A 13,104-nucleotide genomic window follows, 5' to 3' on the forward strand; every position below is an offset into this window, starting at 1 on the left:
CCTGCTCAGATCAAAGGAAGCGGCTTTGGGCGGATTCTTGAGTAGATCAGCCCGTGCAGTGCCGGGTCCTGCATGTAGCGCAGGACCCTGGCGGGGTAGTCAAGTTTGCCGTTATGCAGGTAAGCAAGGGTGGCGATCGCTTTGGCGTCGACGTAGGAACGACTGGCAATCAGGATGGAATCACGCTCCAGTCCAAGCTCCCCTTTCAAGCGTGAGAGCTTCGCCGCAAGCAGTTCAATGTTGGCATCGGGATCCATCAGCAGGTCCCGGGCGGCAGCGATCTGCTGATAGGTGGGATCAGCAGGCAATCGACCTTGATGAATCAGCTCACTGATTCCCAGTTGTGCAGGGCCATGGGTCTCCACGAGTCCTGAATGCACGACGAAAGGAAGGTCCTCCCCCGGTTTCGAGTGCTGAATTTCGTCGAACAGGATGGCCGTGATCAGCATCGGATTGATCCGGTGGCGAGCGGCTTCCCTCTGGATTGAGGGTTTCAGCCTGTTGAGTCTTGACAGGGTGTTGGCACGCAGAGGCTGGAATTGATCGACCCCCCTGGTGAACAGCTGGGCCAGTTGGGTCTGGGGACCATGAACACCGAATCGGCGTTGAAGCAGTTCAAGCTCTTCCGCGCTGAAATCGGTTGGGTCAGGGTCATTCTCCTGAGAAAGGGGTGAGGAAGACTGCGCAGCATCGCCCTGGGAATTGATCCCATCCAGCGGTTGCCGAAACGACCCTGATATGGCAATCGCCACGACTGCCAGAGTTGTCAGGCTTTTGATTGCTCTGGGGACCATTGCGGTGCAGAAACTGAGCCTGTCAGGAAGTATTGACGGAGACTAGCCGTGTCGTCTCAGTTCATGGGCATTCCGCTGGATCCTGGATAACTTCGGCACAGAGAGTTCTCTCCACTAGATGAGTTTCCCGGATTTCAGTGCCACGGATGCCCAGATTCAATGGCAGAGATTCTGTGATCTTCTCTGGCATCACGAGGACCTCGGAATGTGGCTTGATATCAGTCGCATGCACCTGAACAACGCCCAGCTTGAAGAGCTGACTCCCAGGCTGGAGAAGGCCTTTGAGGCCATGAAGGCTCTTGAGAACGGTGCCATCGCCAATGCCGATGAAAATCGTCAGGTTGGTCATTACTGGCTGAGACATCCTCAACTGGCACCCGATCCGGACGTCGGTCAGCACATTGCTTCGGAAATTGATGAGATCGAGCAGTTCGGCAAGGCGGTGATCAACGGAAGGATCAAGTCTCCGACAGGTCAACCGTTCACCGATGTGCTGTGGATCGGCATCGGTGGCAGTGGGCTTGGCCCCCTCTTGATGATCCGTGCCCTGCAGGACAAGGATGCCGGTCTTCCTTTCCATTTTTTCGACAATGTGGATCCCAACGGAATGAGTCGGGTCCTTGATGGGATTGGTGATGCCCTGCGCACCACTCTGGTCGTGACGGTGAGCAAATCCGGAGGCACACCCGAGCCCCATCTCGGTATGGAACAGGCGCGTCATCGCCTGGAAGCGGTCGGAGGCCAGTGGTCAGCTCAGGCTGTGGCGATCACCATGGCCGACAGCAAGCTGGATCAACAGGCTGTTCGGGAAAACTGGCTTCAGCGTTTCGACATGTTCGACTGGGTCGGAGGGCGCACCAGCATCACCAGCGCCGTTGGCCTGGTTCCTGGGGCGTTGATCGGAACTGATATCCGCAGCTTCCTGGCAGGTGCTTCACAGATGGATGAAGTCACTCGTGAAAGTGATGTGCGCCGCAACCCTGCAGCGTTGATGGCAGCTTCCTGGTATGCGGCCGGGGATGGCAAGGGCAAGCGCGACATGGTGGTGCTTCCCTATCGCGATCGTCTGGAGGTGTTCAGCCGTTACCTGCAGCAGCTCGTGATGGAATCGCTCGGCAAGCGCCTTGATCGCAATGGTGACGTTGCCCACCAGGGCATCGCCGTCTACGGCAACAAAGGGTCAACGGATCAACACGCCTACGTTCAACAACTCCGGGACGGCGTCGACAATTTTTTTGTGACGTTCATCGAAGTGCTTCGTGATGTAGAGGCGATTCCTGAGATCAACGGCGAGCGCCCCGGAGACTTCCTTGACGGCTTCCTTCAGGGAACCCGCTCGGCACTCACAGAGGGAGGACGCCAGAGTCTGAGTATCAGCATGCGTCAGTTCGATCCCCGCCGACTCGGTGCGTTGATTGCACTGTTCGAGCGTGCCGTGGGCCTTTATGGAGAACTGGTCAATATCAATGCCTATCACCAGCCAGGCGTGGAGGCTGGTAAGAAAGCAGCAGCAGCGATTCTCAAACTTCAGGGCCAGGTGGAGGAGGTGCTCAGCGATGGAGTGTCCCGTTCGGTTGTGGAGATTCAGCAGGCCATCGGCGAAGGATCAGTTGAAGCCGTTTTCTGGATTGTGCGTCATCTCACCGGAAACAACCGTGGCTATCAAGCGCAGGGTGACTGGAACAAACCGGCCACTCTGCGTTTCAGCAAATTGTGATCCGCGTTCAGGACGGAACAAGATTCACCAGCTTTCCAGGCACCACGATCACCCTTCTTGGCGGTTTGCCCTCCAGCCACCTCTTCGCCACTTCGCTGGCCAATGCAAGGGCTTCGAGAGTTTCCTTGTCGCAGTCCGCCGGGACCTGAATGGTTCCACGGACTTTTCCCTTGATCTGAATCACCAGTTCGACACTGTCCTGGATCAGGGCCTGAGGATCATGCTCAGGCCAGCTCTGGCCATGAACACTGCCCTGGCCTCCGAGCCGTGACCAGAACTCTTCTGCAAGGTGCGGAGCAAAAGGGGCAAGCAGTCTGACCAGCGCACCCATCGCTTCCACCTGGATGGGTCTTGATGCCTCAAGCACAGCCCCTGAAAGACTGTTCGACAGTTTCATCAACTCCGAAATTGCGGTGTTGAACTGGAACTCTCCGCTGAGATCCTCACCCACAGCCTGAATGGCGAGATGCACAGCGCGTCGGATCGCGGTTTCGGATTCCGTCAGCACTTCGGGAATGGACGGGGAGACTGTGAATAGCAGTGAATCCGGAGCTGTCACAGTCCTGACGCTGTCAACCAGACGCCAGAGACGTTGAAGGAAGCGGAACTGACCTTCCACATCGGCGTCATCCCACTCAAGATCCTTTTCCGGTGGTGCTTTGAAGAGAATGAACATCCGTGCTGTGTCCGCTCCGTAGCGGTCAATCACCACTGCCGGATCCACTCCGTTGTGCTTCGACTTGGACATTTTTTCGAACAGCACCTCAAGTTCCCCGCCGTCTTCGGGGTCAGTGGGAGCACCCTGATCAGCCACCTGAGCAGGTGCGACATATTTCCCGGTGCGCGGATTTCGGTAGGTCACCCCCTGCACCATTCCCTGAGTCAACAGCCGCTCAAAAGGCTCGTTGATCGAGATCAGGCCGCGATCCCTCAGTGCCTTCGTGAAAAATCGGGAGTACAGCAGATGCAGAATGGCGTGTTCGATACCTCCCACATATTGCTGAACGGGAAGCCAGCGCTTCACGGCTTCGTCATCAAATGGACGATCTGAGTTGTGAGGATCAGCGAAACGCAGGAAATACCAGGATGAACACATGAAGGTGTCCATGGTGTCGGTCTCGCGTCGTGCCGGCTTTCCGCAGACAGGACAGGGGACATTCACCCAGGCATCGAGTGCGGCAAGAGGGGATCCACCCTTGCCGGCAAGATTCACGTCTTTGGGCAGAGCCACCGGCAACTGATCGGCTGGAACCGGCTGGGCACCACAATCCGGACAATGGACGATCGGAATCGGACAACCCCAGTAGCGCTGTCGCGAGATCAACCAGTCCCGAAGCCTGTATTGACGTTTGGCTCGCGCCCAGCCTTTGCTCGTGCCGTGTTCGGTGATCGACTGCTTGGCCTGCTCATTGGTCTGTCCATCGAACGGCCCGCTGTTGACCAGGGTTCCATGACCGGTCCATGCCTCACCGTCATTGAGGTGTTCGTCAGCCCCATCCATCTGGATGACGCGCTGCACGGGCAGCTCATAGGTCCGCGCGAAACGGAAATCGCGTTCGTCATGGGCGGGTACTCCCATCACCGCTCCGGTTCCGTATTCGGCAAGGACGTAGTCAGCAACCCAGATCGGAACGTTCTCTCCGTTGGCAGGATTCACCGCTTCGGCACCGGTGGCGACGCCACGCTTTGGACGATCATCCGCCGTGCGCTCATCGTTTGAGAGGTCGCTGATCAGATCGCGGAAGGCTTCGACGGATTCTCTGTGAGCAGCTGTGGTGAGTGCATCGACCAATGGATGCTCAGGGGCCAGAACCACGTAACTGACACCGAACAGGGTGTCAGCCCTGGTGGTGAACACGGTGATCGTGGCGTCCTCATGGCCATTCACCTGGAAGTCGATTTCTGTTCCGATGGAGCGTCCGATCCAGTTGGCCTGCATGGTGCGGACCCGCTCAGGCCAGCCCTCCAGCTGATCCAGATCGTCGAGCAGGTCATCGGCGTACTGAGTGATTTTCAGGAACCACTGCTTGAGGTTTTTCTGTTCAACCAGTGCGCCGGATCGCCAGGAACGACCCTCCGAATCAACCTGCTCGTTGGCAAGCACCGTCTGGTCGATGGGGTCCCAGTTCACGGTTGCTTCCTTCTGGTAGGCCAGGCCTGCTGCATGCAACTCAAGAAAAAGCCACTGTGTCCAGCGGTAATAGTCCTCATGGCATGTGGCCTGTTCCCGCGACCAATCGATCGATAGCCCGAGACGTCCGAGCTGATCTCTCATCTGTTCGATATTTCTGTCTGTCCAGACTCCGGGGTCCACGTTGCGTTCAATCGCTGCGTTTTCAGCCGGCAAACCGAAGGCGTCCCAGCCCATCGGGTGCAGCACAGCATCACCGCGCATGCGCTGAACCCTGGCGATCACATCGGTGATCACGTAGTTCCGGACGTGCCCCATGTGAAGGCTGCCGGAGGGGTATGGAAACATCGACAGCGCGTAAAACGCCCTCTGGTCTGAGCTTGGCTCCTGGGTCTGATAGAGATTTCTCCTTTCCCATTGCCGCTGCCACTGTTCTTCGAGGAGAGCGGGGTTGTAGCGATCGGACAGCCCCGGGGTGGAGTCGGGCTTGGGCGAGGACTGCGGGGCTGTCACATCAGGAAAACACCTGCGAGAGATCGTGACACAGCTCGAGGCCTTCCTCTGCAGGCAGTGCCGAAGTCGTTCAGGCCAAGGGGCGAATGGTGAGCACTGCAAGCCGATTGATCAGGAGAGGTTCGCTGCTTTCCTCCCGTTGGAGTGCGAAAAACTGAGGATCCTGCCAGGTGAGACGACCGTCCAATCTGCGACCGTCGTTCAGCTCGATGCCCAGTATTCGCTGCTCTCGAATCCACGACTGAATCAACCGGATACCGGGCAAGCTGGGATCAAAGCCCGTTGAATCCATGGTTTTGAGATGAAATACGGCATGCCATCATCACTTCAGCAAAGAGATCTGGGAACGTCAATCAGGATGGGGGATGCACGCTTGTGTGTTGGATTGACCCTGTATCAGAACCTGTTGAAATAATGATCAGACATGGCTATTTCTCTACTACTTAAACACTGATCGGGTTTTTTTTGAATTTAACTTCTGAGACAAGAGAGCAGTTGCTCATCGCGCTGACGAATCAGTGGGCTTCCATGCTGGATCAGCTGGATGAGGGGGACTTCACCCCTGAAGATTTTTATGAAATCCGTAAAGTTGATTCAGACGATGAGCTGATCAGGGAGTGTGACTGTCAAACGGCCGAAGAACTGAACAAATTTATTGATGACTGGTATTACAGCGGCTTCTGGTCATCACCTTGATCAAAAAGATCACCAAACCCTCGACACTAAGTAGAATGCCAATAGTGATCAATGCAGATCTTTGTGGATCATTTTTCACAGCAAAAAGTAGTTGGACGAATGGATTCCCTGCTTCGTGGTCATGTGATGAATCTCTGTTGAATTGTGCGAGGACGCCAATTGCATGATTGCTAAAAAAAATTTCTGAACAAAGGCTCACAGGTTTTCAATCATCTTTGTCGTGTGTGGTGATTCCTGGAAAATCTTTCTTGTTTGCAGTGCACGAATTGGATCAAAGTGTTCAATGCGCGTATCCTTTGCAACAGCTTTATGAGGAAATTCTCTGATCTTTGCTCCTCATACTTCGGCTTGTGTCGCTACTTTGCCCGGATCTTGCTGGGGTTTCTGTGTTGAATTTTCTGTTGCTTCTGATCTTGCCCCTGGTGGCGATGCTCGGAGGCTGGGCTGTTCTGTCATCAGCAAGCTGAATGGAGATTCGGCTGAAATGAGTGGGCAGTAATGGACCTGGTCGGACCATTGTTTTTCTCAGCTGGAATTTTGTGGGTTTCGCCTTGCCTGCAGGCACATCAATCGCCATTAACCTTCCGGTTGAACAGCTTGCATTAGCTGAGATTGAGTCTGACTAATCAGGTGTTGAAATCCTGTAAAGTACTGCAATCACAGTGTTGTTCTGAATGCTGACATTCAGTAAATATCAAGGTCTTGGCAACGACTTCATTCTGATGGAGGGTCGTTCCGGTCAACTGCCTGCTGAGATTCGCGACCCTGATCCAAGCTGGGTCCGGCGCCTGTGTGATCGTCGTTTCGGCATCGGAGCCGATGGATTGATTCTGGCTCTGCCTCCGGAGGGTGACGGGGAACTGCGTATGCGCATCTTCAATGCCGATGGCTCCGAGGCGGAGATGTGCGGAAACGGAATCCGCTGCCTGGCACGGTTCCTGGCCGACAGCGATGGGGATGGTCCTGGTCGTCAATGGCCGATTGAAACTCCCGCTGGTCTGATCATTCCCGCACTTCAGGATGACGGACAGATCCGGGTGGACATGGGAGCTCCTTTCCTTGATCCAGCCGCTGTTCCAACCTCTCTCACTGCTGACGAAAGGGGACTTCCGGTGGGGGAACTGTCACTGGACGGAGACACTCTTGCCCTGGCAGCGGTGGGGATGGGAAATCCCCACGCCATCGTGCCTGTTGAGGATCTCGATTCGATTCCCTTTGAACGCTGGGGTGCGCAGCTGGAGTGTCATGAGGTCTTCCCTGCCAAGACCAATGTGCATTTTTTGAAGGTGCATGGCCCTTCCCGGCTCGAAATCAGAGTGTGGGAACGGGGTGCCGGTCCCACACTTGCCTGTGGCACAGGGGCTTGCGCAACGCTTGTGGCTGCAGTTCAACTCGGTCTGAGTGATCGGCAGGCCACTGTCGAGCTGCCCGGAGGTCCTCTTCACATCAGCTGGGAGACATCCGATGCATCAGTGTTCATGACCGGTCCTGCCGTGGCCGTCTTCGATGGTGTTCTCAACCCTGAATGTCTTCCGTTTCACTCATCACCGGCAGATGGGACGCTGCCGACTGCAGAACAACCTGTGTCTTCAAAGCCCCTCATCAGTGACTCCGCGATCTCCCAATCAGTTGATGACTGTTCCGAGGAAGAGGCTCAATCACGGGTTCAGGAGTTCCTTGCCTCCAATTCCCTGGATTCGATGATCAGCATCGCCACTGAATCCCTGGAACAGCGAACCCTGTCGCGTCTTCAGCGCGATATTCAACCCTGAAGGACGCTTGATCTATCTCGATGCCTGCGCCACAGCGCCCCTCAGGCCTGGGGTGCTTCACCGCATGATTGCGACCCAGGATCAGGCCTGGGGCAATCCTTCGAGTCTCCATGGATTTGGTCTGAAAGCATCCGAAGCTCTCGAGAGGGCCCGTTTTCAGATTGCTGAGCAGCTCCGTTCGGATGTTCAAGACGTGGTGTTCACTTCCGGGGCCACCGAATCCATCCACCTTGCACTTCATGGGATGGCCTCCTCCTTTGAACCAGGGCGGCTTGTCATCTCTTCCGTTGAACACCCCGCCGTTTCTGGGTGTGCCAATCAGCTTGCGAAAAGCGGTTGGGATGTGAGCGAATGGCCGGTTGATCAGCTTGGAAGAATCCGTCTTGAATGTCTGGATGAATTGTTGGCACCTCCGACCCGGATTGTGTCTCTGGTTTGGGGCCAGGGTGAAGTCGGCACAATTCAGCCACTGCTTGCCGTTGCAGAAGCCTGCAGGCAGAGAGGAATTCTCATTCACACAGATGCCACGCAGGCCCTCAGCCAGGGGGTTCCCAGCTGGGTTCAACTTTCCGTTGATCTGTTGAGTGCATCGGCTCACAAATGCGGAGGCCCGAGGGGGATCGGATTGCTGATGACGAGGGATCGGAACCGTTCCGCGCTGAATCCTTTGCTTTCCGGTGGTGGACAGGAGGCAGGCCTGAGAAGTGGTACTGAATCCGTCGTTCTGGCAGCGGGCATGGCCGAAGCGCTGTCTCGGATCGAATGCTGTGCGCCAGCTGATCTCGCCAGATCAGGACATGGGATCTCTGCTCTGCGTGATGATCTACGGGACCGTCTGATCAAGGATGAACGGCTGACCGTCTGTGGTGATCCGGAAGTTCGGCTGCCTCACCATCTTTCACTGCTGGTGAGCGATCACGATGGCACCCCAGTGTCAGGCCGGCGACTCGTCCGCAGTCTTGATGCATGCGGGCTTGCCGTCAGCAGCGGCAGTGCCTGTTCGTCGGGAAAGGACAGCGATAGTTCGGTTTTGACGGCTATGGCACTGCCAAAGGCAATGCGTCGTTCCAGTATCCGAATCAGCCTCGGAGACTGGATTGAACACAAGGATCTTGATGTGATTGTGGAGCGCTTCCATGCCGGTCTTGAGCAGGCTCTCTGCAGTTGACGTGTCAGCGGCTGTACGCTCCGGCCAACTGATCTGAAAGATCCTTGTGAGCGCCGTTCTTCCCGCTGATCTATCCGAAGCTGAACAGCGGACATTCGTAGCTCTGAGTGAGGTTCTCGGCACCAAACGTCGTGGTCGCTGGCAAGTCACCTGGAAATTCGAAGGTCTTCGTTTGCTGGGCCCTTCCATCCGGCTTGCTCTGGCCCTCAAGGACAGTGGCATCGGCCTGCTGCTGGCCTGGCCTGATGCGGGCGCTGCTGCGCTGGCCAAGCGCGATGGCCCTGAGCTTGCCGAGTGCTGTGTTGATCTGAATCAGCTGCAACGTGATCCCGCCTGGGCAGGACGTGGCGATCTCCTGCTGATTGTGGGTGCTCAGCCAAACGATTACGAAACGGTTGAGGCCATCTGTGCCCAGTGGTTTCAACCTGTGGTGCTGCTCAACAGCCGTCTCGAAGACGCCGCAGTTGGAATCGGCAGCGTTGCTCGCCAAAGACGTAAAGGATTCATGTCCACCTGGCAATCAGCCTTTCACCTGGAACCCTTCGTTCAAGGTGCTCTGCTGCAGGAACAGCAGCAGCAGTGGGAGCTCTTCAGACAGGATCCTGACGGTTTTCGCTGGGTGAAGCAATTTGAAGCTCGTCCGGATCAGGAACAGATTGATGAGGCTCTTACCAGTAGTGGAGCTGGTTTAAAGCAGACTCTCGGGGCGATGGACCGCTTCATTGACGATCTGCGTGGTTGATCCTCAAGCCCAACATCTTTAGTGTTGCCGTCTTCAGCGCTCTCCCATGGCCTTCTCTGATCGTCTTCGATCGATGTCAGTCATTGACGCAGCAGCGGCGATTGTTGCATTGGTTGCCGTGGGAGGTGTGTTGTGGAGTCCGAAGCTCAGCAACACGGTTGCCAGAGCAACAGGAGCCATCAAGCCTGTTGAAGTCACGGTTGATGTCCGCAACACCAGTGCCGCGGATCCTGATCAACTGATTGCGGAAGCCCTCAAATCCGGGCGCACCACCCTGGTGATCCGCAATCAGCCCGCTGGAAGCGTGAAGCTGATCAGGGTGGATGACATCAGGCGCAGGCTGGTGTCCGTCCTTCCTGATGGCCGTGTCGTGACGGCTGATGACCCAAACAGGCAGATCCAGGGGATGCTTGACGCGCGTTTTGTTCTCCAAGGTGACGCAACGGTCAAGTCCTCCGGTGTCGTGATGGCCGGCACCAATCTGAAGGTGGGCACTCCCGTGGAGCTGGAGGGTCGTTTCTACCGGGTCAATGGAATTGTGAGCGGAGTCTCCCTGCAATGAAAAAAACTGTTCTGAGCCTTGGTCTGCTGCTGATCCCTTTTTCAGCGCCTGTTGCCGCAGGAGCGGCAGTCCCACTGATCATTCCCCCGCCTCCTCAGACTCAGCAGCCGTTGCCTCAGCTGCAACCTGCCCGTGTCTGTCCGGCTCTTGAGAAGGCTCTCAGAGTCAATCTTGGAGGAGAAGCAAAGGTCTGGTCCGTCACCGTTCTGAACAGTGATGGAGATGTTCTCGGCGATGTGAATGGATCGGTTCCGAGAATTCCCGCCTCAAACCAGAAGCTGATCAGCACGGCCTATGCGCTTGATCGCCTCGGGCCCGATTTCCGACTCAAAACCCGCCTTCTTCAGAACCCAGACGGTTCTTTGGAACTCAATGGACAGGGTGATCCCGATCTGGGTATCGCCGGTCTGCAGAGATTCGTGCTTGCAGCTCTTCGTCAGGGTGGTGGTCCTGGAGAGTCCTCCAACACCGTCCAGCTGATGGTGCGTGAGGAGCCACGCAGCAACTGGTGGCCCAGTGACTGGCACCCTGCCGATCGTGGCTACGCCTACGGAGCTCCAATCACCCGTCTGGCCCTCACCAGCAATGCTGTCGGTGGTGCCGTTAGTGACCCCTATGCGCGTCTTCAGCGCCTGTTCGAGCGAGAAGCGCAACGACGTGGCGGTGCGGTTCGGATCCAGAGGGGGCAGCCGCCCCTGAGCACGTCAGATGCCGAACGGATGGACCCACAGATCGTGCTGCACGAGGAGACATCAGCTCCAATGCACGCCTTGCTCAGTCTCGCCAACACGGAGAGCCACAACTTCACTGCGGAGGTTCTGATGCGCCAGGCTTCAGGGCTTTGGGATGTCAGAGCGGCATCACGAGCCACAGAGCGCTGGATGTACGAGCAGGGTCTGCCGATTCAGGGGCTGAGGGTTGCCGATGGCAGTGGGCTGTCACGCAACAATCGGGTCACAAGCCGCACAATCGCTGCTCTGCTGATGCGCATGGATCAGCATCCGTTCTCCGCTTACTACCAGGCATCGATGGCGATCGCCGGCCAGAGGGGAACCTTGCGCAACCTCTACCGCGGATCGGTTCTTGATGGCCGTTTCCGTGGAAAGACAGGAACCATCAGTGGTGTGCGGAGTATTTCCGGTTATCTGCAGACCGCTGATGGTCCGAGGTATGTGAGCATGATCTCCAACGGATCCGTTCGCCCCAACACCTTGATGGGGCAGATCCTGCGTTCCGTTCAGAGATTCAGCCCATGCCCCTCATCTGTCGCACCCGCGAAGCGGCGCGACGCGCTCGGCTGATCGGGACGGTCTTGGCATCTTTGGGTTCCATCTCCGATGTCTCCTGTCGTCCGGTCTGGATCTTGACCAGTTCCTGACGTCCGGCCAGCACCACCTGAGCCATCTCCTTCAATCTCTGCTCGAGCTCACCAAGGGTTTGTTCTGCATAACGATTTGCCCCGTCCTGAACATTTCCTGCTTCCTGGCGGCTGCGCTGAATCAACGACTCACATTGCTGCTGGGTCTGTTGTCTGAACTGCAATGCATCTTGATGCAATCGCTCGGCTTCGGCCTGAGCTTCCTTCTGCACACGCAGTCCTTCAACACGGATCTGTTCGAGCTCCTGGAGTGACTGCTGCCGATTGCGTTCATGCTGCTCGGTCAGCTGGCGCTTGAGCTCGTTGGCTTCCTGATCGAGTTGTTGACGGCGTTGCAACGACTCCTGTTCAAGCTGCTGACGACGGGAGGCAAACTGCTGTTCCAGCTGCGCATGCTTGCTTTGCATGTCCTGCTCCATCTGGGCAGCCTGCTGCCGGACGCCCTGCAGCATCTGTTCGCACTGCTGACGCACCTGTTCGCGCATGTCGTTGACCTGACGCTCAGCTTCCTGACGGATTGATGCCTGGGCAAGAAGCTGCTCACGCTGTTGCTGGGCCTTGCTGACGATGTCGTCGGCCTGGGTGCGAGCCGTGGAGATGAACTCATCACGCTTCTGGAGCAGCTGATCGGCCTGTTCGATCTGAGCAGGCATCGCTTCACGCACAGCATCAAGCAACTCAACGGCGTCCTGCTCATTGACGAGTCTTCCGCCGCTGAAGGGGATGCGACTTCCCTCCAGCAGGATCTCCTCAAGTTGATCAAGCTGGTCGAGAACAGAAAACCGGATCTCGCTCATCGCTGCGGCTGGCTGAAAGCTGAATTAAAGAACCTCACGAGGTCCTCCGCCACTACAGGCGGCACCATGTGATCAACAGAACCTCCGAATCGGGCCACTTCCTTCACCACGGAACTGCTGAGAAAGCTGTAGTGAGCTGACGTACTGAGGAAGATCGTCTCAAAGTCCGGATCCAGTGACCGGTTGGTATGGGCGATCTGAAGTTCATATTCGAAATCACTCATCGCACGCAGACCACGCAGGATCAGTCGTGTGCCGTGGGACCTGGCGCATTCAACGGTGAGACCGTCGAAGCTGATCACATTCACATTGGCGAGATGGCCTGTTGAGCAACGGATCTGGTGCAATCTCTGTTCCAACGAGAATGCTGGCGACTTACCTGGGTTCTGAAGCACTGCCACCACCAGTTCCTCAACCAGGGAGGCTCCTCGTTCAATCAGATCTAGATGACCAAGGGTCAGAGGGTCGAAGCTGCCTGGATAGAGCGCTTTCATCGCGACGACCTCAGCGGGTAGTGGCCGGATCCTATGCACATCACCATCTCTTGATCTTCATGCGGCACAAGTTCAAGCCAAGGATCTGAGAGTTGTCAGGGTTAAGCGGGTAGCGTTTGAGCCAAAAGTGATCAAATCAGTGAAATCAATCCTGTGCTAACCGCAGAGATCAAAGATTGTCTGAAAGCTATTTCAGCGACAGCGACGATTCAACTTTTCTTGCTGATTGTTTGTGCACTGCATCCATCAATGCAGCGGTGAACAGATCAGCCACTGAGAGCTCCAGGCACTGATGTAAACGTTTCCCAGGGTCTTCGACAGGTGGTCGCTTTCCCTGGCT

12 protein-coding genes are annotated in these 13,104 nt (G+C 56.4%); 7 read left to right on the top strand and 5 right to left on the bottom strand.

Going from position 1 to position 13,104, the window contains the following annotated elements; genetic code table 11:
- Positions 1-5 precede the first annotated feature (5 nt).
- Positions 6-794: a helicase DnaB gene (locus SIB73_RS04025; RefSeq protein ID WP_413402730.1), complete on the bottom strand. Its 789-nt coding sequence runs from the start codon at positions 792-794 to the stop codon at positions 6-8.
- A gap of 118 nt (positions 795-912) precedes the next feature.
- Here SIB73_RS04025 and SIB73_RS04030 point away from each other — a divergent pair, with 118 nt between their 5' ends.
- Entirely contained in the window at positions 913-2,511 is a 1,599-nt protein-coding gene (locus SIB73_RS04030; protein WP_413402728.1) for a glucose-6-phosphate isomerase, read from the top strand.
- Positions 2,512-2,518: 7 nt separating this feature from the next.
- Here SIB73_RS04030 and leuS read toward each other — a convergent pair whose 3' ends face one another.
- On the bottom strand, positions 2,519-5,155 hold the full coding sequence (gene leuS, locus SIB73_RS04035; protein ID WP_413402726.1) for a leucine--tRNA ligase: 2,637 nt from the start codon (positions 5,153-5,155) through the stop codon (positions 2,519-2,521).
- Between the two features lie 70 nt (positions 5,156-5,225).
- Positions 5,226-5,447 (bottom strand): Hfq-related RNA-binding protein, encoded by a 222-nt coding sequence (locus tag SIB73_RS04040; protein WP_413402724.1) that lies wholly within the window; start codon positions 5,445-5,447, stop codon positions 5,226-5,228.
- A 203-nt stretch (positions 5,448-5,650) separates the two neighbouring features.
- Here SIB73_RS04040 and SIB73_RS04045 point away from each other — a divergent pair, with 203 nt between their 5' ends.
- The 6 genes from SIB73_RS04045 (at position 5,651) to SIB73_RS04070 (ending at position 11,396) form a co-directional block, all read left to right on the top strand.
- Positions 5,651-5,851 (top strand): hypothetical protein, encoded by a 201-nt coding sequence (locus SIB73_RS04045; protein WP_413439720.1) that lies wholly within the window; start codon positions 5,651-5,653, stop codon positions 5,849-5,851.
- 674 nt (positions 5,852-6,525) lie between these two features.
- Entirely contained in the window at positions 6,526-7,623 is a 1,098-nt protein-coding gene (gene dapF / locus SIB73_RS04050) for a diaminopimelate epimerase (RefSeq protein WP_413402720.1), read from the top strand.
- Between the two features lie 7 nt (positions 7,624-7,630).
- Positions 7,631-8,791, top strand: coding sequence for a cysteine desulfurase family protein (locus SIB73_RS04055; RefSeq protein WP_413402718.1), 1,161 nt, complete (start codon positions 7,631-7,633; stop codon positions 8,789-8,791).
- Between the two features lie 46 nt (positions 8,792-8,837).
- Complete coding sequence (locus SIB73_RS04060) at positions 8,838-9,533, top strand: DUF1995 family protein (protein WP_413402716.1); 696 nt, start codon at positions 8,838-8,840, stop codon at positions 9,531-9,533.
- Between the two features lie 46 nt (positions 9,534-9,579).
- On the top strand, positions 9,580-10,095 hold the full coding sequence (locus tag SIB73_RS04065) for a DUF4330 domain-containing protein (RefSeq protein ID WP_413402714.1): 516 nt from the start codon (positions 9,580-9,582) through the stop codon (positions 10,093-10,095).
- Positions 10,092-11,396 (top strand): D-alanyl-D-alanine carboxypeptidase/D-alanyl-D-alanine-endopeptidase, encoded by a 1,305-nt coding sequence (locus SIB73_RS04070; protein WP_413402713.1) that lies wholly within the window; start codon positions 10,092-10,094, stop codon positions 11,394-11,396. Before SIB73_RS04065 ends, SIB73_RS04070 begins: the two co-directional genes overlap by 4 nt.
- Here the strand turns inward: SIB73_RS04070 and SIB73_RS04075 are convergent.
- The gene (locus tag SIB73_RS04075) at positions 11,341-12,270 is read right to left on the bottom strand and encodes a hypothetical protein (protein WP_413402712.1); all 930 of its coding nucleotides are present in this window, start codon (positions 12,268-12,270) and stop codon (positions 11,341-11,343) included. The two genes, SIB73_RS04070 and SIB73_RS04075, sit on opposite strands and share 56 nt — an antisense overlap.
- Entirely contained in the window at positions 12,267-12,764 is a 498-nt protein-coding gene (gene coaD, locus SIB73_RS04080; RefSeq protein ID WP_413402710.1) for a pantetheine-phosphate adenylyltransferase, read from the bottom strand. The genes SIB73_RS04075 and coaD overlap by 4 nt, the downstream gene beginning before the upstream one ends.
- Positions 12,765-13,104: the final 340 nt, after the last annotated feature.

The sequence above is a fragment of the Synechococcus sp. MIT S9509 genome (genome assembly GCF_047303035.1).
Lineage (GTDB): Bacteria > Cyanobacteriota > Cyanobacteriia > PCC-6307 > Cyanobiaceae > Synechococcus_C.

Coding starts and splice junctions, on each gene's coding strand:
- SIB73_RS04040 (WP_413402724.1), bottom strand. CDS start 5,447: ATGGATTCAACGGGCTTTGATCCCAGCTTGCCCGGTATCCGGTTGATT.
- dapF (WP_413402720.1), top strand. CDS start 6,526: ATGCTGACATTCAGTAAATATCAAGGTCTTGGCAACGACTTCATTCTG.
- SIB73_RS04025 (WP_413402730.1), bottom strand. CDS start 794: ATGGTCCCCAGAGCAATCAAAAGCCTGACAACTCTGGCAGTCGTGGCG.
- coaD (WP_413402710.1), bottom strand. CDS start 12,764: ATGAAAGCGCTCTATCCAGGCAGCTTCGACCCTCTGACCCTTGGTCAT.
- SIB73_RS04030 (WP_413402728.1), top strand. CDS start 913: ATGAGTTTCCCGGATTTCAGTGCCACGGATGCCCAGATTCAATGGCAG.
- SIB73_RS04065 (WP_413402714.1), top strand. CDS start 9,580: ATGGCCTTCTCTGATCGTCTTCGATCGATGTCAGTCATTGACGCAGCA.
- SIB73_RS04075 (WP_413402712.1), bottom strand. CDS start 12,270: ATGAGCGAGATCCGGTTTTCTGTTCTCGACCAGCTTGATCAACTTGAG.
- SIB73_RS04070 (WP_413402713.1), top strand. CDS start 10,092: ATGAAAAAAACTGTTCTGAGCCTTGGTCTGCTGCTGATCCCTTTTTCA.